Below are 20,821 nucleotides of genomic sequence, written 5' to 3' on the forward strand. Positions count from 1 at the left end.
GACACTGGAGAATGGAGGCCGACCCGCCGCGCGTGGGTCGGCCTCCTTCTCCTACTTCCGCTCATCGTTTCCCAGGACGGTCCCACTGTGCGCAGGAACAAGAAGACTGAACTCCCCATCAAGATCATCTCCCACCGGGGGGCCTCCGGTCACCGACCCGAGCACACGCTGGCCTCCTACGAACTGGGCGCCCGGCACGGCGGCGACTTCATCGAGATGGACCTGGTCGCCACCAAGGACGGTCACCTGATCTGCCGCCACGAGCAGGAGATCGGCGAGACCACCGACGTGGCCGACCGCCCGGAGTTCGCGGACCGGCGCACCAAGCGGACCATCGACGGCCGCACCGCCGAGGGGTTCTACGCGCAGGACTTCACCCTCGCCGAGATCAGGACGCTCCGGGCCCGCGAGCGTATGGCCGAGGTCCGCCCGGACAACGCGGTGATGGACGGGACCTACGGGATCCCGACCCTCCAGGAGGTCATCGAGCTGGCCCTGTCCCTGACCAAGGAGCTGGGCCGCCCGATCGGGATCTACCCGGAGACCAAGCACCCCGCCCACCACGTGGAGCAGGGGCTGGACCTCGAACCTCCGCTGATCGCCGCGCTGCGCGAGGCCGACCTGGTCGGCGAGGAACCCGCGGTCCCGGTGTTCCTCCAGTCCTTCGAGGCCGAGAGCCTGCGCAAGCTCGCCGAGACCGGGCTGCCCCTCGTCTACCTGATGGGCACCGAGGAGCACTGGCTGCACCACACCACCCCGGACGGCCTGGCCGAGGTGGCGACCTTCGCGCACGCCATCGGCCCGCACAAGAGCCTGGTGATCCCCACCAACGAGGACGGTTCCCTGGGGGAGCCCACCGACCTGGTGAAGGACGCCCACGAGGCCGGCCTGGTCGTGCACCCCTTCACGTTCCGCAGCGAGAACCACTTCCTGCCCACCGACCTGCGCTCGGACGGCGACCCCAAGGACTACGGCGGCTTCGCCGCCGAGTACGAGGCCTTCTTCGACGCGGGAGTGGACGGAGTCTTCACGGACTTCTCGCGCCACGCGTTCCTGTGCCGCGAGCACTACCTGGACCCCCAGCCCGAGAAGTAGCGGCTGGTCGACGGCCCCGGAACCCGAAGCCCCGCCTCCGGCGGTCGTGGCGACGGGTCACTGGACGTCGAACTCGTTACCCTCCGGGTCGAGCATGCACACGTGTGAGGCGCCGGGTTCCTCGATGACCGTGACCACCGTCGCGCCCAGCGCCTCCAGGCGGGCCACCTCGGCGTCGCGGCCCTCGGGGCCGGAGCGCAGGTCGAGGTGGACGCGGTTCTTGACCGTCTTGGGCTCGGGCACCTGCTGGAAGAGCATCCGGCGGCCCAGCCCCGCGCCGGTGAACGCGTGCACCGGGTCGTCGGGGTGGCGGATGGCCGCGAGCGTGATCCAGGCCCGGCGCCCGTCCACGACGGTGTAGTCGTCCTCCGTCGCCAGTCCCTGGGCGGCCACCTGTTCGATGAGGGCGCTGTTGTCCTCGGCCAGGTAGCCGAGCGCGGACGCCCAGAACCTGGAGAGTTCCAGGGGCTCGGCGCAGTCCATGGTGATCTGGTAGTCGAGTGCCATCGGTCGTCCTCCTGAGGGCCCGGTTCCGTGATGCCAGTTCTACTGCCTGGCTGCGACATTCCACCGGAACGGGCCGGGCCGGAGTGTTGGCGCCTCGGGCCCGGGAGGTCCCGCAAGGGGCTCAGGTGCGCCGGACCAGGAGGACGATGGCGCCGATCAGGACCACGGCCACGACGGCGCCGCCGAGGATGAGCGGGAGGGCGCCGCTGGCACCCGACTCCTGGGGCTCCTCGCCCTCGTCCTCGTCGGAGGCCGGGGAGGCCTCGGCCTCAGCCTCGGCCGCCATGTCGGGCAACTGCTCCCCCGACAACGGAACGCGCCAGACCGGGGAGTTGGCCCCCTCGGTCCCCGCCATCAGCGCGGTTCCGTCCGGGGTGAAGGCCACGGACTCGCCCTGTTCCGTCTCCGGCAGGTCGAAGGAGCCCACCGACCGGCCCGGCACCCCGTTGGTCCCGTCGTACACGCTCACCCCCCAGTAGGTGCGGACGGCGTAGCGGGTCCCGTCCGGGCTGAAGGCGGCGTCGGTGGCGAAGAGCGGCGCGGAGTCCACCCTGGTCAGGACGTTCTCCCCGAGGGGGTCGAGGTTCTCGGGTGCGGCGTAGACACTGCCCGCGAACTCCTTCGACACCACGTAGAGGCGGCCGTCGCGCGGGTCGATCATCATCCCCTCCGCGTCGCGCCCGCCGTCCTCGTAGGTGAAGGTGAACACCGACGGGTCCAGGGCGGAGTCACCGAGGACCTCGGGTTCGGTGAAGTGGTAGACGCGGATGTTCGGCCACCCTCCGCCGAAGTTGTCGCCGATGTCCCCCACGAAGACCGTGGGCACCCCCTCGGGGCCCTGGGCGAGGCTGATCGCCTCCCAGTCGCGGCGCTCCACGTTCAGGGTGACGGTCGCGAGCGTCTCGCCGTCCTCGTCGACCGCGTAGACCTCCGAGGGGTGGTCGCCGCTGTCGTTGTGCGTCCACCACACACCCTCGTGCAGCAGTGAGGGGGCCAGCCCGCTGGACTCGGAGATGCGGTCGTCCTGGAACTCGAAGGCGATCTCCGAACCCTCCGGGCCCTCGCCTCCGCGCGGGTGGTCGATCCCGCCCGACCCCTCCCCCGGGTCCACGGGGGCGGCCGTGGCGGGGACCGTCGGGGCCAACGCGAACAGGGCGGCCGCGACGAAGGGCAGGGATCTTCTCATGCCCGCCATCCTGCCAGGGCGGGCCGCCGGGGGCTTGCACCCGGGTGCGAGCGGGAACATTCGGCATAGAGAGCGCCGCAAGGAGAGACCTCATGAGGATCGTCGCCTGTCTCAACGGTGACCGCCGTCCGGGTGCGCACCCGGCGCTGCCCGTCTCCGTGGACCAACTCGTCGCCGACGCGCACGCCGTGGTGGCGGCGGGCGCCACCGAACTGCACGTCCATCCGCGTGACTCCCAGGGCGCGGAGTCCCTGGAACCGCAGGTGGTGGGGACGTTGATGGAGCGGATGCGCGAAGAGGGGCCCGACGTTCCGGTGTCGCTGACCACGTCCCTGTCTGCGGAGTCCGACCCCTGGCGCCGCTACGACCTCGTGCACAGGTGGGCCTCCCTCGCGTTGCCCGACTCCGTGTCGGTGAACCTCCACGAGCCGGGCTCGGTGGACCTGATCCAGCTCCTGGGCGACCGCCGGGTGGCGGTGGAGGCGGGTGTGTGGACGGTGGACGCGGCGCGCATCCTGGTCGCGACCAGGGTGGAGGTGGCGGCGGTGCTGGTGGAGCCGACCCAGGTGGCGGTGGAGGACGCCCGCCGCAACACGGAGGCGATCACCCGGGTGCTGGACCGCGGCCGGGTGAACGTCCCCCGGATGCTGCACGGTGTGGACGCGACGGCCTGGCCGATGCTGGGACAGGCGCTGGAGGACGGTCTGGACGTCCGGATCGGTTTGGAGGACACCATGCGCCTGCCCGACGGCGCGGAGGCGCACGACAACGCGGCCCTCGTGGCGCACGCGGTCTCGCTGGCCGGTGCCTCGGCCTAGGCCCTGCTGCATGGACCTTTCCTCCCACCCGTCGTCCGCCACCACCCTCAACGGACGGCCCGCGGCGCGGTGTCCTCGCGTTACCGCCGGGCGGCCTCTCGCTGCGCCGATACCACTCGGACAGCCGACCCCAGGCTGACCTCGCTCATCGTCTGGCCAGAGATGGCCGGGCCCCCGCTGTGCGAGGCGGCGGGGAGCTTGCGTAGCAGCACACAGTAAGGGAGACGGCCGCTCGCGATGCCGGCTCCGCCGACACGAGCGAAAGCATCCAGGCAAGCAGGCCGGGCCCTAGGGTCCGTCGGACAGCTGGCGTTCGATCCGCCGTTCGGTGGCGGTGAGCGCCTCGATCCGCTTCCTGACCGCCCGGAGCCGATGCTCGTAGAGGGCCACGGCCTCGGCACAGGCGGGTTCACGGACCAGATCGATCTCCAGGCAGTCCTGGAGTTCCTGGACGTCCTCCGAGGTCAGCCCGGATTCGAGGAGCAGGCGGATGTTGCGCACCCGCTCCACCGCCCCGGGCCCGTACTCGCGGTAGCCGTTGGCCGTCCTCTCCGAGTCGAGCAGCCCGCGTTGCTCGTAGTACCGCAGGGAGCGCGGACTGGCGCCCGTGCGTTCGGCGAGTTCTCCGATGCGCATGCCGTCTCCGACCTCTGTGGGGTGGCCGCGCCGGTACGGGGCCACCCCACAGCCTACGAAGACCGCTCCGTGGCGGCCACGGGTGCGGTGGCGGGGAACCAGCGGACGGAGAGCGCCATGAACCCCAGGGCGGCGACTCCTACGGCGGCGGCGACCACGGGCACGGCCGCTCCCCCGTGTCCGGCGACGACCACGCCGCCCAGGGCCCCGGCCAGGGCGGTGCCCACGTACAGCCCGCCCGTGTTGAGTGCCAGGGCCTCGGTGCCCGCGTTCCCTGCCAGGTACAGGAGCCGGGCGCTCATCGGCGCGGCGAACCCCCAGGCGGCGAAGCCCCACAGAGCCAGCACACAGGCCAGGGCCCATACCGGGACGCTGGCGGGGAGCGCGAACGCGGCCAGGATCAGGCTGGTCCCGACCATCCCCGTGAAGGTGCCGAGCAGGACCCGGTCGGAGCCCCAGCGGTCGGTCGCCCGCCCGCAGAGGAAGGTACCGACCGCCCCCGCCGCGCCCACCATGGCGATCAGTGGCGCCAGATGGGCGCCGCCCGCCCCGGTGAGGTCGCGGGTGAGCGGGGCGACGTAGGTGTAGGTCATGAAGCCGCAGGTGGACCCGGCGACGGTCCCGGTGACGCAGGTGAGGATGGCCGGTCGGCCCAGGTGTCGCAGTTGTTCCCGCACACTGCTCTGGGCCGCTCCGGGGAGTGGGGGGAGGTACCGGGCCGAGGCGGCGAGAACCCCGCAGGTGAGCAGGGCGACGGCGACGAAGGCCCAGCGCCAGCCGAGGGCTGATCCCAGGAGCGCGCCGATGGGCACACCGAGGAAGAGGGCGACGGTCAGCCCCGCGGCGACCGCGCCCACCGCCCGCCCGGTGTGTCCGGGCGGGGCGAGGCGGGCGGCCATGGAGAAGGCCGCCGGGGTGAGGGCCGCCGCGACCAGCGCCGCGACCACCCGCATCGCCATGAGGCTGGCGTACGTGGGCGCGAGGGCGGTGACCAGGTTGGCGAGGGCGAACGCCGCGAGTCCGCCGAGGAGAAGGGGACGGCGGGGCACCCGCGCGGTGGCCACGGCCAACGGCGGGGCGGCCAGGGCGTAGGTGAGGGAGAAGACGGTCACGAGCTGCCCGGCCGCGGCGACGCTGACGTCGAGGTCCAGAGCGATGGCTGGCAGGAGCCCGGCGATGACGAGGTCGTCGGTGCCGACCGCGAAGGCGGTCAGGGCCAGGCAGGCCAGCCAGCCGGAACGGAGCGTGTGAGTGGACATGTGCCGCACGCTAGGACCCTGACACCGGTGTCAGGGTCAAGCCCGGCGGGCTCAGCCCACGAGGGCGCCGAGGATCACGATGAGCATGATCGAACCGAGCACCACCGGCAGGAGCCAGCGCTGCTTGCGGTTGTTGGTGAGCATGCTCATGACGTGCCCCGCTCCGGTGCTCGTTGGGATTCGCTACCCCAGGGTAGTCCCCAGCTCCGGACGGTCCGGTAGCGGTCCGGTCCCGACGGGAGGCTCTCGACGAGGTCGACCCGGTCGGCCCGCCAGCCGGTGGCGAGCGCCGGGCCCAGGGCACGCAGGGTCCGGGAGACGTCGTGGCGTCGGCGGGCGCGGGCGAGGGTGATGTGCGGCACGAAGGGGCGTGACGAGACGGGCACCCCGGCGTCCCGGGCGGCGTCGGCCAGGGCGTCGGCGAGCTCGGGGAGTCCGTCGCCCGTCACCCCGGCCCACACGACGGAGGCACCCGAAGCCGGCTGGTCCGTCTGGGGGAAGACGCCCCAGCCGTCGAGTGCCAGGTCCAGGGGCGGGCGTCCCTCCAGGGCGCGCTCCAGCGCGGCGGCCAGGCCGGGGAGCGGCACGGCGGGCTCCCCCAGGAAGACCAGGGTGAGGTGCCATCTCTCCGGCGGGCTCCAGCGCAGCTCAGGCGCGGTGGGACGTGCGGCTCGCACGGCCCCGTCCAGACGCTCCCGCACCTGGTCGGACGGCCACAGCGCGACGAACAGGGTCATGACATCATCTTCCCTTCGACACCCGCCGCCCGCCACCCTCCGGCGCCGGGCCCGGTCCACCCGCCCTCGTCCTGTGAGTCGCCTCCGTGTACGTCCTCGCCTGTGTTTTCGTGGTCCTGACCCTCGCGGCCCTGATCCGCATCACCGCAGGGTTCGGGTTCGCCCTGGCGGCGGTGCCACCGCTGGCCCTGCTCCTGGACCCGGTGACGGCGGTGGTGGTGGCAGCGACCCTGGCGGTCCCGCTGAACCTGTGGGTCGCGCTGCGCGACCGCGCGCACGTGGACCGGCGCTCCGCGCTGCTGCTGCTCGTGTGCGCCCTGGCGGGGGTGCCGTTCGGTCTGTGGGCGCTCAACGTGCTGTCAGAGCAGGTGCTGCTGGTGCTGATCGCGGCGACGGTCGTCCTCGGCACGGTCCTGGTGTGGCGCCGGGTGCGCATCCCCGGCGGGATGGGGGCGGTGGCCGGGATGAGCGCGCTCTCGGGCGCGGCGTTCGCCTCGACCGCGATCGACGGCCCGCTCATGGTGGCCGGGCTCCAGGGCTCGCGGCTGGCCGAGCTCGAACCGCGGGTCCAGCGGGCCACACTCGCCGTGACGTTCTCCGCGACGAGCGTGGCGACGCTGGTGGGGTTCGGGTTCGGGGGCCAGCTAACGCCGCAGGTCGGCGGCCTGCTGGTGGTCGGGGCCCCGGCCCTGCTGATCGGCACCCTCGTGGGTGAGAACCTCTTCCGCAGGTTGGACGCCGAGCTCTTCCGCCGCACCGTCCTGGTGCTGCTCGCGGTCAGCTCGGTCTCCATGGTCACCCGGGTGGTCACCGCCTGAGGCCACCGGCTCGGGCCCGCGCCCGCGTCGGGTCAGCAGGTCGCGGACGGCCACGCCCCTGGTGCGCATCAGCAGCAGGGTGAGCACGCCGACCACCACGGTCGTCACGGCTCCGCCCGTCAACAGGCTGGCCTGCGGTCCGAAGGCGTCGGCGATCAGGCCCACGACGGGCGCGCCGATCGGGGCCACACCCATGAACACCAGCAGGAACATGCTCATGACCCGGCCGCGCATCTGGGGGTCGACGCTCAGCTGGAAGGTGGCGTTGAGCGTGGTCACGAAGGTCATGAAGAGCACGCCCATCGGGACCAGGATCACCACGAAGGCCACGTAGCCGGGCATGAGTCCCGCCACGAGCTGGGTCACGCCGAACCCCATCGCGCCGACGAGCACCAGCTTCAGGCGCGGGTGCTCGCGGCGCGCGGCCAGCAGGGCACCGGCCAGCGCGCCCACCGCGAGCGAGGCGGCGGCCACGCCGAAGGCGGTGGCACCGGCCTCGAAGACGTTGTTGACCATGAGGGCGATCTGGTTCTGCGCGTTGGCGCCGAAGAACTGCACGGAACCGGCGAGGACCAGCAGCAGGACCAGGTCGCGTCTGCTCCCGATGTAGCGCAGGCCCTCGCGGATCTGCCCCTTGCCGCGCGGCACGCGTTCGGTGGGATTGAGGTCGGCGGTCCGGATCAGCAGCAGCGCCACGATCGTGAAGGCGAACGACAGCCCGTTGATCATGAACACCGGTCCGCTGCCGACCAGGCCGATCAGCACACCGGCGATGGCGGGGCCGGTGACGCGGCCGAGCTGGAAGCTGGCGCTGTTCAGGGCGATGGCGTTGGGCAGCAGCTCGCGGTCGACGATCTCCGGGACGAAGGCCTGGCGTCCCGGGTTGTCGAGCACGGTGATCATGCCGAGGCCGAAGGCGAACAGGTAGACGTGCCATACCTCGGCGGCGCCGAGCGTGGCCAGGATGCCCAGGCCGACCGCGAGCACACCCATGCTGGCCTGCGTGATGACCAGGAGCTTGCGCTTGTCGAACCGGTCGACCATGGCGCCGCCCCAGAGCCCGAGGAAGAGCATGGGCAGGAACTGGAGCGCGGTGGTCATCCCCAGCGCGATCCCGCTGCCTCCGCTGAGTTGGAGGACCAGCCAGTCCTGGGCGATGCGCTGCATCCAGGTGCCGGGGTTGGAGACCAGCTGGCCGAGGGCGTAGATGCGGTAGTTGCGGACGGCCAGCGAACGGAACATCGCGATGCGGCGCATCAGTCCCTCCCCGTCGGACGGCGGGAAGGGACGGAGACGACCACTGGTACGTGGTTTCGGGGGCGGAGAAGTAAACGGCGTTGACTCATCAACTGACGCAACGCCGTCCACCCCGCCGCGCATTCCCCACGACCCGCCCACGACAGGGGCCGACCCGCCCACGACAGGGGCCGACCCGCCCATGACAGGGGCCGACGTCCCCGTGGAGGGGAGGTCGGCCCGTGTCGGAAGCGGTTCACCGCGTCAGGAGGTCACCCGATCAGGGCGTAGATCGGCGCCTCCGCGAAGTGGATCAGGAAGATCACCGAGATCAGCCACAGGAGCGGGTGCACCCGGCGGCCGCGGCCCGTGACCAGCATGACGAAGGCGAAGGCGAGCAGGCCGAACCCGATCCCGTTGGCGATCGAGTAGGTGAACGGCATCATGATGATCGCCAGGAAGGAACCGATGCCGATGGCCGGGTCCCTGAAGTCGATGTTGGTCACCTGGGTCATCATCATGAAGCCGACGATCACCAGGACCGGGGTGGCCGCCTCGAACGGCACCAGGGTGACCAGCGGCGTGAACAGGGTCGCGACCAGGAACATCGCACCGGTGACGATCGGGGCGATACCCGTGCGGGCGCCCTCACCGACACCGGCGGCGGACTCCGCGTAGAGCGTGGCGACCGACGCGGAGCCGATACCGCCCAGGACCGTGCCGAGGGAGTCGGCGACCAGCACCTCACGGGTGCCCTCGATGTTGCCGTCCTCGTCGGCCAGGCCGCCCTGGTGCGCGACGCCGACCATGGTGCCCATGGTGTCGAAGAAGTCGGCCAGCAGCAGGGTGAAGATCAGCATGATGACGGTGGCGACGCCCACGTCGGAGAAGCGACCGGCGAGCCCGCCGTCGAGGAACAGGCCCAGGAGCGAGATGTCGGGGAGCGCGACCAGGTCGGCCGGGCTGCTGGGCAGGCTCGGGACGGTCAGACCCCACCCGAGGCCGTCGGCACCGTCACCGAGGAGCGTCTCGACCCCGATGGCGACGAACGTGGTGGCCACGATGCCGATGAGCAGCGCGCCGCGCACGTTGCGCACGTAGAGGCCGATGCTCAGCAGCAGGCCGATGACGAAGATCAGGATCGGCCAGCCGTTGAGGCCGCCGTCGCCGAGCTGCACCGGGGTGCCCTCGCCCGCCTGCACGAACCCGGCGTTGACCAGGCCGATGAACGCCAGGAACAGACCCACACCGACCGCGATGGCCACCTTGAGACCGGGCGGGATCGCGGCGAAGACCGCGGTACGGAACCCGGTGAGCACCAGGATGAGGAGCAGGACGCCCTCGATGATGATCAGCAGGAAGACGTCGGCCCACGACATGAGCGGCGCGATGCCGTAGGCGACCACGGCGTTCAGGCCCATGCCCGCCGCGATGGCGAACGGGTAGCGGCTCACGACGCCCATGAGGACGCAGGAGAGGGCGGCGACCAGGGCCGTCATCGCGGCGACGCCGGGGATGCCCAGGGTGTCGCCGTTGACGTCCTCGGCGGTGCCGATGATCAGCGGGTTGAGGACGACGATGTACGCCATGGCGAAGAAGGTCGCCATGCCACCGCGGATCTCGGTGCCGATGGTGGAGCCGCGTTCCGTGACGCGAAAGTAGCGGTCCAGCGCGTTCCTGGGTTGTCTGTGCTCGTCAGTGGGGGATGGTGTCGGTGCGTTCACGTCGTCAGCCTGACCTGGTCGTGTTACTGGACAACAAGGATTCTGCGCCAGGTTAGTTGCATCTTCGTACAACACCAGACACCTGATTCACACGATTTTCATAGAAACCACCACATGATGGGGACATCGGATCTTTGGGTGTGACCAAGGCATCTCCGCGCTGACCTCGACCGACCGCACCGCTCCCCCGCGCTCCGGACACCAGCGGATAGCCTGGGGCCGTGCCCAAACCTCGCCAGCCCGATCCCGAAGTCCACGAGAGCGACTACCGCGTCCCGGCCGCCATCGGCACGGGCGCCTGGACGATCGCGCTCGTCGTGCTCCTCGCCATGGGGGACGGCCTGCCCGCCTCGGAGCAGTGGTGGATCGGCGTCTGTGTGACCGGGATCGCCCTGGGCGTCTTCGGGTTCCTCTACATTCCCCGCCTGCTCCGCAGACGCGACGAAGCGGCGGATCGGGCGGCCGAACGGTTCACGGAACCGGGCACCCGTGAACCCGGGACCCCCTGAACTGCGCCACCACCCCACCGGGGCACCTCGTCACCTGACCGATAATGGGCGGGTGTCTGAGACAGAATTCCCGCGAGGACTCGCCGACCGGCTCCGTGGCACCCTGATCGACGCCGACTACACGGTGTCCGGGGTCCGCGACCGCCTCGGCGACGCCGCCGCCAAGGCCCTGGCCCGCGAGCAGCTCGTGCCCGCACTCCGCGCCACGGGCGGGGAGGAACGCCTCGGACTGCTCCTGCGCCTGTGGTGGCTCCAAACCCCCATCCCGGCGCGCGCGGCCCGTGCCATCCTCCCCGTCGACGAGCTCGCCGACGCCGGACTGGTCACCGTCGAGGAGGGGGCCGACGGCGCGGTCGTGCGCGCCCTCGTCCACCTGGGCCCCTGGGAACTGGAGGACGGCCGCCCCGGCTTCGTCGTCTCCGATCCCAAGGTCCGCCCGGGCAGCGGGGACGTCCCGCGCCCCGACCACGTGGTCGGGGCGGGCGGCGCCTCCGCCAACCTCTCCCGACTGATCGTCGACGGCCCCTACGAACGCGCCCTGGACCTGGGCACGGGCTGCGGCGTGCAGGCCCTGCACCTGGCCTCCCGGGCCCGCGAGGTGGTGGCCACCGACCTCAACCCCCGCGCGGTGCGGCTGGCCGGGATCAGCCTCGCCCTGTCCGGGATCACCGGCGCCCGGCTGGCCCAGGGTTCGCTGTTCGAGCCGGTCCGCGACGAGCGCTTCGACCTGATCGTGTCCAACCCGCCGTTCGTGATCACCCCCGAGGCGGCCCGCTACACCTACCGAGAGTCGGACCTGCCCGGCGACACGGTCTGCGCGGAGCTGGTCCGGCAGGCCCCCGCCCACCTCACCGAGGGCGGCTGGGGACAGTTCCTCGCCAACTGGACGCACACGGACACCGACGACTGGCAGGACCGGGTGGGCGGCTGGATCACCGGCACCGGCTGTTCCGGCTGGGTCGTCCAGCGCGACGTCCAGGACCCCGCCGAGTACGTGGAGCTGTGGCTGCGCGACTCCTGCGAGCACGGCACCCCCGAGTACACGCGCCGCTACGACGCCTGGTTGGACTACTTCGACCGCGAGGGCATCAAGGGCATCGGCTTCGGCTGGATCAGCCTGCGCAACGACGTCGCCCAGGACGCCACCGTGCGGGTGGAGGAGCTGCGGCACGATGTCCAGCAGCCGGTGGGGCCCTACCTGCCGGACGTGGTGGACGGCGCGATGACCGCGCACCGCCTCACCGACGCGGCGCTCCTGGCCGCGCACGTGGCGCTGGCGCCGAACGTGGTGGAGGAGCGCGTGGCCGTGCCCGGGGCTCCCGACCCGGAGAAGATCCTGCTGCGCCAGCGCGACGGCCTGCGCCGCGTGGCGCGGATCGGCACCGTGGAGGCGGCGCTGGCCAGTGTCTGTGACGGCACGATGCCGGTCGGTCCGCTGCTGGACGCGATCGCCGACCTCATGGGCGAGGACCCGGTGATGATCCGCGAGCGCACCCCGGAGGCGCTGCGCACGCTGATCTCCGAGGGGTTCTTCCGCGTCGCCCGCTGACGAACCGGTGGAGCGGGGGCGGTGGGGCGGGGGCGGTGGAGCGAACACCGGGAGGAGCCGGTGGGACGAGCCGGTGGGGCGAACACCGGGGCGAACAGGTGGGACGAGCCGGTGGGGCGAACCGGCGGGACGAACAGGTGGGGCGAGCCGGTGGGGCGAGCCGGTGGGGCGAACCGGCGGGACAAACCGCCGGGGCGAACAGGTGGGGCGAACCGGCGGGACAACCGGCGGGACGAACCCTGGGACGAACCGGTGGGGCGGAGCCCGGCGATAGGACACAGGGAACGGCCCCCGGACACTCCGCAGGGGCCGACGTGTCCCGTCGACCATGCCCCGAGGACCCCACCGTGACCACACCCGGCACCGGCACCGGCACCGGCAGCGACCAGCCCTCTCCCGAATCCGATCCCAGATCCGAACTGGGATCCGCACCGGGATCCGGGCCCGAGCACGGGCCCGGGGCGCGGTCCGCGCCCGCTTCGGGCCGGTCTCTGTGGTTCTCACTGGCCGTCGCCGTCGGAGTCGGGCTGCTGGTGGGGGTCCTCACCTCGTACGCGCAGGGACTGCTCCCCGAGGTCCTGGCGCCCCTGGCCAACTCATCGGGGTCCTGGAGCGTGGCCGCCTTCCTCCTCGCGTACCCGTCCCGTCGGCGGGGATTCGCGATCGCGACCGGCGTGCTCACCCTGTTCGCCATGGTCGCCGGGTACGACCTGGCTTCGGTTCTGAGGGGCTTCTCCCCCTCCCTGGGCTCGTCACTCTTCTGGTGCACGACCGCGGTCGTCGTCGGCCCCTTCCTCGGGTGGGGCGCCCACGCCCTCAGAACGCGCTCCCGGTACTCTCCCCTCGCGGTGGGCGCGGTGAGCGGGCTTCTCGTCGGGGAGGGCCTGTACGGCCTCACGGTCATCGCCGCCACCACGCCCGCCGAGTACTGGTGGGGGTCGGTCACGGTCGGCGCGGCCCTGCTCATCTGGGCCGTGGTCCGCCGTTTCCCCCGCTTTCTCCCCGCGCTGGGCGCGGCAGCGGTCGCCGCCCTGGTCTCCGTCGTCTTCCCGCTGGTCTACTCCGTCGACCTGAGCTTGCTGTTCACCTCGCCCTTCCTCTTCTGACCGGGGCCCTACCAGTGGCCTCGCCGTTCCTTCTCTGACCGGGGGCCTTCCCAGTGGCCTCGCCGTTCCAGCCGCGCTTGTGGAAGAAGGCGAACGCGGCGGAGGCGAGCAGGACGACGGCGGCGATGACCAGGGTGACCAGGAAGCCGTTGTCGAAGGCCCGGGCGGCTGCGGACACCAGCTCGGCGGCGTTCGCGGCGTCCAGGTCACGGGCCGCGGCGAGGGCCTCGTCCATGCCCTCGGCCGCCGAGGCGGGTGCCCCGTCGGGCAGAGTGACGGTCCGTGTGAACACGGCGGCCATCAGGCTTCCCAGCACCGCGACCCCGGTGAGGCTGCCCAGCTCGTAGGAAACCTCCTCCACGGAGGCGGCCATGCCCGCGCGGTGCGCGGGGGCGTTGCCGACGATCGCGGCGGACGCGGCGGTCATCGCGGCACCGGTGCCCGCGCCGAGCACCAGCAGTCCGGCGACGGTCCAGGGCAGCGGAGCGGAGGCGGACAGCAGCACCACCACGGTCCCGACGGCGGAGGTCAGCAGCCCGGCGACGATCATCGGTCGCGTGCCCACCCGGTAGAGCAGCGCTCCCACGGCCACGCCCACGGGCAGGGCGCCCAGAGCCATGGCGGCGACGGTCGTACCCGCCTGCAACGGGGTGAACCCCAGGACCAGCTGGAGGCGCTGGGTGAGGACCAGCTGTACCCCGGCCAGCGCGAACATCGCCATCCCGGCCGCAAGCACGCCGACGAGGATGCGCGGGTCGCGGAAGAGCGAGAAGTCGATCAGGGGGTAGGTCTGGCCGCGCTGGCGCCGGACGAAGCTCCAGAAGCCCAGCGCGGCGGCGACCAAGGCCGCCCCGACGGCCAGCACGGAGGGATCGGGGCTGGTGAGCTCCTTGATCGCGTAGACGGTCCCCACCAGGCCGACCATGACCTGCACGGAGGCCAGCAGGTCCCAGGGGCGGTCCGAGCTGCCCGAACCGCCCGGCGCGACCACGGCGGCGAGGACTAGCGCGACCAGGACGATCGGCACGTTCACCAGGAACACCGAGCCCCACCAGAAGAACTCCAGCAGCGCTCCGCCGACGATGGGCCCGACCGCCGCGCCCACCATCGCCATGGTGCCCCAGACACCGATCGCGATCCCGCGTTCCCGCTCGTCCACGAAGGTGATGCGGATCAGAGACAGCGTGGCGGGCATCATCGCCGCGGCGCCCACCGCGAGGAAGGCCCGCCCGGCGATCAGCATGGCGGGGTTGACCGCGTAGGCGGCGACCAGCGAGGCCGCTCCGAACAGCACGAGCCCCACCAGGTACATCCGCTTGTGGCCGACCCGGTCCCCGAGGGTTCCGGCGCCCAGTAGCAGACCCGCCATCACCAGCGGGTACGCGTTGATGATCCAGAGGCGTTCCGAGGCGGTGGCCTGGAGCTCGGAGCTGAGGGTGGGCAGCGCCGTGTACAGCACGGTCATGTCCACCGAGATGAGGAGCAGCCCGGCGGAGACGGCGGCCAGCACCAGCCAGCGTCTGGCCCGGGAGACCGGCTGGGTGCCGGGGGATCCGGTGGTTCCAGGGGTTCTGGGGGTTCTGGGGGTGTGGGCGTCCTGGTGCGTGCGCTCGTGCGGGTCTTCGTGCGCGTCATCGTGCACGCCGCTCATCGGTTCTCCCCCTTGGTCTCGGTCACCGGAGTGTTCTCGCCCTTGGTCTCGGTCACCGGAGTGTTCTCGCCCTTGGTCACAGTCACGGGAGAGTTCGCCCCCTTGGTCTCGGGAGCCTGCGGCCCCCCGTCGGTCAGTTCGGCCACGCGCGCCCGGAGGGCCCGCGCCACCTCCTCGGGGAGCGCGTTGCCCGGGGTGGCGTTGAAGAGCCAGAGCCCGTCGGCGGCCAGGCGCGCGAGGAACAGGTCCAGCGCGCGCGGGTCGGGGGACTGCGGCGTGGGCGCCCAGCGCTCCATCAGTTCGTCCCAGATCCGGGCCAGGTCGGGGTTGGACTCGGCCTCCACCATGAAGGCGAGGTCGGCGTGGCGGACCTCCCCGCGCATCATGACGCGCACGTAGGCGGCGCCGCGCTCGGTGGGGCTGGCCTGCGTCCAGGGTCGGCCGAGTTCGGCGAGGAGCCGTTCCTCCCAGCCTTGGACGAGGTGGCGCTGGATCGCCAGGAGCAGGTCCTCCCTGGTCCGGAAGTGGTAGAGGAGGCCTCCCTTGGTCAGCCCGGCCTCCTCTGCCGTGGCTTCGAGGGTCAGCGCGGTGATGCCCTGCCGGTCGGTCACCCGGACGGCGGCATCGAGGATGAGGGTTCTCGAACTGGGTCGCATGGGAGTAACTGTACCTTCTGGAAGGTACAGTTACTATGCGAGAGAGGAACCACGTCGGCGTCTCGTGGACTCAAGCATCCGTGGATGGGTGCGGGGGGGCGGGTGCACCGCTCGGGTCCATCGGTGGGCCGGTCGGGTGGGTCTGACCTACGGCTGCCGTGGGATGGGGTGGGTCCCAGAGGCGGCCGGTGGCGACGGTCAATCCCAGCGGCCGGTCTCCCCGCAGATGGGTCCTTCGGGCGGGCCCCGTCGGATGGGTGCGGCGATCGGTCCTGTCGGAGCGGGCCGTTGGATGGTTCCGGAGGTCGGTTCCCCTCAGATGTCCTTCGGGTGAGCCCCGTCGCATGGGGGCGTCGCTCGGGTCGGTCGGGTGGGCCTGACCAATGGGCCCCGTCGCATGGGTGCCGTGGGACCGGAGCGGCGGTCGGGTCCCGTCGGACGGGTGCGGCGGCGCCCGGTAGCGTCTTCGACATGAGCCCTACTCCGACCGCCCGTGTCTCCTCCCTCGTCGTCTACCCCGTCAAGGGATGCGCCGGTCTCGCCCTGCGCACCGCAGAGTTCACCGCCGCCGGGATCACCCACGACCGCTCGTTCATGGTGGTCGACGACTCCGGTGACTTCCGCAGCCAGCGCAGAGACCCGCGCATGGCTCGGATCGTGCCCGACCTCACCGCGGACGGCTCCCGGCTGGTCCTGAGCACCGAGGGCCTCTCACCCGTCAAGGTCGACGTGGACCCCGAGGGTCCCCGCCTGGACGTGACGGTGCACAACAACCCGCTCGTCGGAGTGGACCAGGGCGACGAGGTGGCCGGGTGGCTGAGCGAGCTGTTCGGCCGCACCAGCCGTCTGGTTCGGGTCCCCGACGACAACAGGCGGGTGACCACCGGAGTCACGCCCGGCACCGCCGGGTTCGCAGACGGCCACGCTGCAGTGATCGGGTCGACTCGCTCGTTGGAGCAGCTCAACGAGCGCATCGTCGCCAACGGCGCCCAGCCCGTGCCGATGGCCCGGTTCCGGCCGAACGTCGTCGTCACCGGTTGGACCGAGCCGCACACGGAGGACCTGATCCGCCGTGTCCGCGTGGGCACCACCGAGCTGGGTTACGCGAAGATGTGCACCCGATGCGCGGTCACCACCGTCGATCAGGAGACCGGGGACCGGTGCGGCCCTGAGCCGCTGCGCGCCCTGGCCGCCTACCGCCGCGTCGCCGACGGGGGCGTTGCCTTCTGCACCAAGTTCGCGGTGACGGGTACGGGCGTGGTGTCGGTGGGCGACGCGCTGGACGTTGTGGAGTGGGCCGAGGCGCCGGAGGCGTAGGGCGTGTTCTGGGTGCTTTCGCCGGTGGGGGCGGAGCAGTGATCGATGCGAGCGGGCCCGTCTTCCCTGTGTCTGGCTACCTTCCCTGCTGTGTACGGCTACCTCACTGCTGTGTCCGGCTACGCGAGCTTCGTAGTGTCGCGCAGCGGGCTCCCGGGGTTGGGGTTGGGGTTGGGGTTGGGGTTGGGAGCTTGATTGGCGCGGTGAGATGCAGCCTGGTCGCGACGCGAGGACATCGTGCCGCAGGGGTCAGTTGAGGTGGCGGTCCAGGGCTGGGAGGAAGGATCGATCCCGGAACGCGACCTAGGGCTGAGCCTGGTGGCCTGGTGGGTTGGTGGCCTGGCGGGTTGGTGGCCTGGCGGGGTGGGTGGGGCAGGCGGGTGGGTGGGTGGTGGGTGGTGCAGGGATCTGCGTGGGTTTTCCGTTCGGGCGTCTGTGGTGGGGGTTCGGGCCACCCCCCGGTGCTGACGGGAGCCCGGTGTTCATCCAACTGAGCCAGGTGGAGGTTGATGTGGCAGCCATCAGTGGCCGCTACGCACCTCGCTGGACGTGCCCTCGGCCTCTACCACTGGCAGTATGAAAAAGCGCGAGGAACGCAGCCGGCCCACCCCCCAGGACTACTGACGTGCTCTAGAAGAACGTGTCCCCAGCACTGGCGAAAACCCCCGCCGCCCCAGCGCCGCCCACCGCACTCCCGCCAACCCGCACACACCAACGAGCGCACACACGTGCCCGTTTCTAGACCCCCAGAGTCTGAGGGGAACTGCGCCGTGCAGCTCACAACAGCACGTGGTTGCGGTTCCAACCCCCCAGGGGGTGCACGCCCGTGCCTCTTCGCCCCTCCGGGCGCGGGCCTGGTGCGGGGGTGTTACTCCAGGTCGGCCTCGGCTAGCAGGTGCGCGGCGGAGGACGGGTCCCGCAGCACGGCCGCGAGCAGGTGGCGGCGGGACCACTGGCCGGACCGCCAGCACAGGGCCCGGGCCAGCCCCTCGGTGCCGGAGGCGTGCACCGAGCCGTCGCCCGTGTACCAGTCCACCTCCACACCGTCCACGGTGAGCTGCTGGTGGTGCAGGTAGGTGCGGTCCGGCTCCCGGTCACCGGCGAGGAACAGGGCGGCCTCGTCCGGGACCGCGCGGATGCGGCCGGCCGAGTTGACCTTCCCTGTGACGCTCTCCGACGCCAGGTCCAGGTCCAGCACGTCGGCCAACCGTTCGGCCGACGCCGTCTCGGCCAGCACCAGCGGCCGGTCCGCCACCAGGGGCAACAGGTCCGGCGAGTCCACCACCACGGCGTCCTCCGCGTCGGCGACCACGATCGCGCCCTCGTTGACCGCTCGCACCAGTGAGGGCGGGGTGACGAGGTCGGCGTCGGCCTCGGCCAGCACGGTCCACAGGCGGCGCAGGGAGGAGCGGCTCACGTGCCGGGCCGGGTCGGCCAAACGGTTGAGCAGGTCGTCCGCGCCGTCCGGGTCCGCCAGCAGGTCGGCGAGGGTCGTGCGCACACCGAGGGCCCGGGCGAACTCGGGGTCGACGTCGGCGGGTACCTCGTCGTAGAGCCCGGCCAGCGCGGGATCGGCGTCGGCCGTGCGCAGCTCGACCGGGGCGCGGCCGTCCAGGAGCGCCCGGGTGCGCAGCCACCAGGCGGTGTAGGAGGAGACGTCGACCACCCGGCCGTCCGGCATGACCAGCCGGGCGGGTTCGGTGACGGCCTCGCGCAGCGGCTCCCGGGAGAGCATCGCCAGGGCCTGCGGCCAGGCGTCGTCGGCGACGTAGTCGAGGTCGGCGACGCACACCAGCTCGGGGACCACTGGCGGGAGTTCGGGGTCGCCCACGCGCTCCAGGACCTCGTCGGCCCAATCGTCCAGACCGTCCGGTCCCTCGTCACCGGCGCCGTCGAAGGCCAGCGGCGCCTCTCCGAGGGCTGCCTCCTCCGTGCGCACCACGGTGAGCTCCCACAGGGCTCCTACGGCACGCAGGGCGTCGGTGCCGTGGCGTCGGACGAGGTCGTCGTGCACGGTGCCAAAAGGAGCGTCGTCCACCAGCAGGTCGGCCAGAGGCGCTCCGGGCACGAGGAGTTCGGCGGCGATCGAGTAGCCGTCCTCGTCGTCGCGCAGGGCGAGTTCGGCCAGCCAGGGAGCGTCCCGGACCGTCGTGCCGGAGGCTGCGACCAGGTCCAGGACCGCCTCGGCGACGGGTTCGGGGTCCTCGGCGTCCAACGACTCCCGGACCGCCGCCTCGGTGTTGGGGTCGGCCAGGACCGTGGCGGCCCCGGCCTCCACGGCACCCAGCCGCAGCAGCAGCGGGTGGGCCGCCTCGGGGTGCACCACGCGCACACCCAGGGTGGCCAGGGCGGCGGGGTCGAGCCGGTGGCCGTCGGCGTCGGTGACCCTCGCCCAGTCCTCGGTGGGCACCAGCAGCGAGCGCGGCCCCCGGACCAGCCGGTCGTCGGCCAGGGGCACCGGAAGGGAGCCGAGTTCATCGAGGTCGGCGCCGCCGCTTCCGGCGGAGCCCAGGGCCGCGTACAGCCCGCGCCACCACTCCGGCGGGCGCTGCGTGTCCCCGAGCAGGTCGGCGAGATCGGCCAGGCCCAGACGGCGCACGCGCAGGGCCGCCAGGGCGGGGTGCCGTGGGCTCCAGGAGCCGGGCAGGAGCGGCGGGACGAGTTCGGCGAGCAGGTCGACGAGGTCGGCAGCGCCGCTGGCTCCCCCGGTGTCCAGGAGGACGGCGTCACGCGGGGCGAGGGGGTGACCGGCCGCCGTGACCAGGAACGGGGTGTCCTGGAGCGGTTCGGCGACCCGGGTGCGGAAGACCGCGTCCACGGCGCCGCCGCCCACCCGTGTGGCGGGCACGAGGTCGAGGGCGGCCCCCGGTGTGAAGCGGCGCAGGAGCGCGCAGTAGGCGTCGGCCGCCTCCATGAGCAGGAGGTCCGTGGCGGCGCCCGGCTGCACGGAGCGCCGGTCCGCCCCCAGCGGGAACGTGCCGATGAGCACGGCGGGCAGGTCGAGCTCGGTGTCGGTGGGGGTGGGGGCGTGAACGACGTGTTCGACGTCGGCGGGCAGCGCGCCCACTCCGCCGTCGGGGGACACCGGCGCGGCCCAGGTGAGCGACCACGCGGAGCGTTCGCGTTCCTCCGTGGGACGGTCCGCGAGCAGGTGCGGGGCGAACTCACCGGAGCGGCGCAGGACGCGCCAGGGCGTGACCCGGCTGCCACCGGCGTCGGAGTGGGTGGTGACCAGGTCGGTCCCGGCCTCCTCGTCACCGCCCTCGCGGGTGAGCGTGCGCTCCTCGCCGTCGACGACAACCCGCACCTCGGAGAGCCCGTCCAGGGCCAGGAGCAGCGCCTCGCCGGTGCGGTCCAGCAGCTCCAAGACCCGCTCACGCGACCCGTCGCGCAGGGACAGCGTGACGAAGGTGTCGTAGTCGCCCTCGGGGCGGTCCGGCACGACGTCGGCGGGGAAGGGTAGGCGCAGCATGGGCACGTGCCCGGCGCGGCGGCCCACCTCGTCGGCGAGGTCGGCGTGCGTGCCGTCGGCGTCGAGCAGGTCCGTCACCACGGCGCGGGCCCGCTCGGCGGAGAAGTGCACGGCCGTGCCGCCGGAGTCCACGGTGACGTCGTCGCTGAGCGCCACCACGGCGGAGAACCCGACCCCGAACCGGCCCGCGGAACCATGGTCGTCGCGTTTGCTGGAGGCCCTCAGCGTGGCCAGCGACTCCACGCCGTCCGAGGTCAGCGGCGCACCGGTGTTGGCGGCGGTGAGGCGGTCACCCTCCAGGGCCAGGAGCAGACGGCCGGGCACCCCCGCGCGGCGGGCGGCGTCAGCGGCGTTCTGCGCGAGTTCGACCACCACCCGGTCGCGGTAGCCGCCGAGTGCGAAGTCCTCCTCCGCGTTGGCGTCCTCACGGAACCGGGCGGGCGCGTCGGCCCACGCCGACAGCACGCGACGGCGCAGTTCGGCCGTGTCGAAGGTGTCAGCCACCGAAGCGGTCACCGGATCGGCCATGGTGGGTCTCCTCCTGC

Annotated in this window: 16 protein-coding genes and 1 pseudogene; 7 read left to right on the plus strand and 10 right to left on the minus strand. The window is 72.2% G+C overall.

Annotation, left to right across the window (positions count from 1 at the left end; genetic code table 11):
* Positions 1-87: 87 nt before the first annotated feature.
* Positions 88-1,095 (plus strand): glycerophosphodiester phosphodiesterase family protein, encoded by a 1,008-nt coding sequence (locus BDW27_RS12600; protein WP_017544020.1) that lies wholly within the window; start codon positions 88-90, stop codon positions 1,093-1,095.
* Between the two features lie 57 nt (positions 1,096-1,152).
* Here BDW27_RS12600 and BDW27_RS12605 read toward each other — a convergent pair whose 3' ends face one another.
* Complete coding sequence (locus BDW27_RS12605; RefSeq protein WP_049576828.1) at positions 1,153-1,602, minus strand: VOC family protein; 450 nt, start codon at positions 1,600-1,602, stop codon at positions 1,153-1,155.
* Positions 1,603-1,723: 121 nt separating this feature from the next.
* Positions 1,724-2,788, minus strand: a complete 1,065-nt coding sequence (locus BDW27_RS12610; RefSeq protein ID WP_110049424.1) for a hypothetical protein — start codon at positions 2,786-2,788, stop codon at positions 1,724-1,726.
* A 92-nt stretch (positions 2,789-2,880) separates the two neighbouring features.
* Here BDW27_RS12610 and BDW27_RS12615 point away from each other — a divergent pair, with 92 nt between their 5' ends.
* Positions 2,881-3,606, plus strand: coding sequence for a 3-keto-5-aminohexanoate cleavage protein (locus tag BDW27_RS12615; protein ID WP_017544043.1), 726 nt, complete (start codon positions 2,881-2,883; stop codon positions 3,604-3,606).
* Between the two features lie 288 nt (positions 3,607-3,894).
* Here the strand turns inward: BDW27_RS12615 and BDW27_RS12620 are convergent, their stop codons facing one another.
* The 3 genes from BDW27_RS12620 to thpR all read right to left on the minus strand — a co-directional run bounded on the left by BDW27_RS12620 (position 3,895) and on the right by thpR (position 6,238).
* The gene (locus tag BDW27_RS12620; protein ID WP_110049425.1) at positions 3,895-4,242 is read right to left on the minus strand and encodes a MerR family transcriptional regulator; all 348 of its coding nucleotides are present in this window, start codon (positions 4,240-4,242) and stop codon (positions 3,895-3,897) included.
* A 53-nt stretch (positions 4,243-4,295) separates the two neighbouring features.
* The gene (locus tag BDW27_RS12625; protein WP_110049426.1) at positions 4,296-5,501 is read right to left on the minus strand and encodes an MFS transporter; all 1,206 of its coding nucleotides are present in this window, start codon (positions 5,499-5,501) and stop codon (positions 4,296-4,298) included.
* Positions 5,502-5,647: 146 nt separating this feature from the next.
* A complete protein-coding gene (gene thpR, locus BDW27_RS12630; RefSeq protein ID WP_110049427.1) occupies positions 5,648-6,238 on the minus strand; it encodes an RNA 2',3'-cyclic phosphodiesterase in 591 nt (196 codons plus the stop codon).
* Between the two features lie 110 nt (positions 6,239-6,348).
* Between thpR and BDW27_RS27775 the strand changes: the two are divergent.
* Positions 6,349-6,972, plus strand: a pseudogene (locus BDW27_RS27775) (sulfite exporter TauE/SafE family protein); the annotation flags it as partial.
* Here BDW27_RS27775 and BDW27_RS12640 read toward each other — a convergent pair.
* Together BDW27_RS12640 and BDW27_RS12645 are read right to left on the minus strand one after the other, a co-directional pair.
* Positions 6,883-8,313 carry an MFS transporter gene (locus BDW27_RS12640; protein ID WP_110049428.1) on the minus strand — a complete coding sequence of 477 codons (1,431 nt, stop codon included), beginning with the start codon at positions 8,311-8,313 and terminating at the stop codon, positions 6,883-6,885. The pseudogene BDW27_RS27775 and the gene BDW27_RS12640 overlap by 90 nt on opposite strands.
* Positions 8,314-8,564: 251 nt before the next feature.
* A complete protein-coding gene (locus BDW27_RS12645; protein WP_110049429.1) occupies positions 8,565-10,016 on the minus strand; it encodes an NCS2 family permease in 1,452 nt (483 codons plus the stop codon).
* 221 nt (positions 10,017-10,237) lie between these two features.
* Between BDW27_RS12645 and BDW27_RS12650 the strand changes: the two genes are divergently transcribed.
* From BDW27_RS12650 to BDW27_RS12660, 3 genes are all read left to right on the plus strand, one after another.
* Positions 10,238-10,525 (plus strand): DUF2530 domain-containing protein, encoded by a 288-nt coding sequence (locus BDW27_RS12650; RefSeq protein ID WP_110049430.1) that lies wholly within the window; start codon positions 10,238-10,240, stop codon positions 10,523-10,525.
* A gap of 52 nt (positions 10,526-10,577) precedes the next feature.
* A complete protein-coding gene (locus tag BDW27_RS12655) occupies positions 10,578-12,074 on the plus strand; it encodes a methyltransferase (RefSeq protein WP_110049431.1) in 1,497 nt (498 codons plus the stop codon).
* A 347-nt stretch (positions 12,075-12,421) separates the two neighbouring features.
* Positions 12,422-13,180: a DUF6518 family protein gene (locus BDW27_RS12660; RefSeq protein ID WP_110049432.1), complete on the plus strand. Its 759-nt coding sequence runs from the start codon at positions 12,422-12,424 to the stop codon at positions 13,178-13,180.
* Here the strand turns inward: BDW27_RS12660 and BDW27_RS12665 are convergent.
* Together BDW27_RS12665 and BDW27_RS12670 are read right to left on the minus strand one after the other, a co-directional pair.
* Complete coding sequence (locus tag BDW27_RS12665; protein ID WP_110049433.1) at positions 13,158-14,831, minus strand: MFS transporter; 1,674 nt, start codon at positions 14,829-14,831, stop codon at positions 13,158-13,160. The two genes, BDW27_RS12660 and BDW27_RS12665, sit on opposite strands and share 23 nt — an antisense overlap.
* Positions 14,828-15,487 carry a TetR/AcrR family transcriptional regulator gene (locus BDW27_RS12670; RefSeq protein WP_110049434.1) on the minus strand — a complete coding sequence of 220 codons (660 nt, stop codon included), beginning with the start codon at positions 15,485-15,487 and terminating at the stop codon, positions 14,828-14,830. The genes BDW27_RS12665 and BDW27_RS12670 overlap by 4 nt, the downstream gene beginning before the upstream one ends.
* A gap of 471 nt (positions 15,488-15,958) precedes the next feature.
* Here BDW27_RS12670 and BDW27_RS12675 point away from each other — a divergent pair, with 471 nt between their 5' ends.
* Positions 15,959-16,804: an MOSC domain-containing protein gene (locus tag BDW27_RS12675; protein WP_017544057.1), complete on the plus strand. Its 846-nt coding sequence runs from the start codon at positions 15,959-15,961 to the stop codon at positions 16,802-16,804.
* Positions 16,805-17,672: 868 nt separating this feature from the next.
* On the opposite strand, the gene BDW27_RS12685 is transcribed toward BDW27_RS12675, so the two are convergent.
* Positions 17,673-20,804 (minus strand): sacsin N-terminal ATP-binding-like domain-containing protein, encoded by a 3,132-nt coding sequence (locus BDW27_RS12685; RefSeq protein WP_110049436.1) that lies wholly within the window; start codon positions 20,802-20,804, stop codon positions 17,673-17,675.
* Between the last annotated feature and the right edge of the window lie 17 nt (positions 20,805-20,821).

It is taken from the genome of Nocardiopsis sp. L17-MgMaSL7, assembly GCF_003182025.1.
Classification (GTDB): Bacteria; Actinomycetota; Actinomycetes; order Streptosporangiales; family Streptosporangiaceae; genus Nocardiopsis; species Nocardiopsis prasina.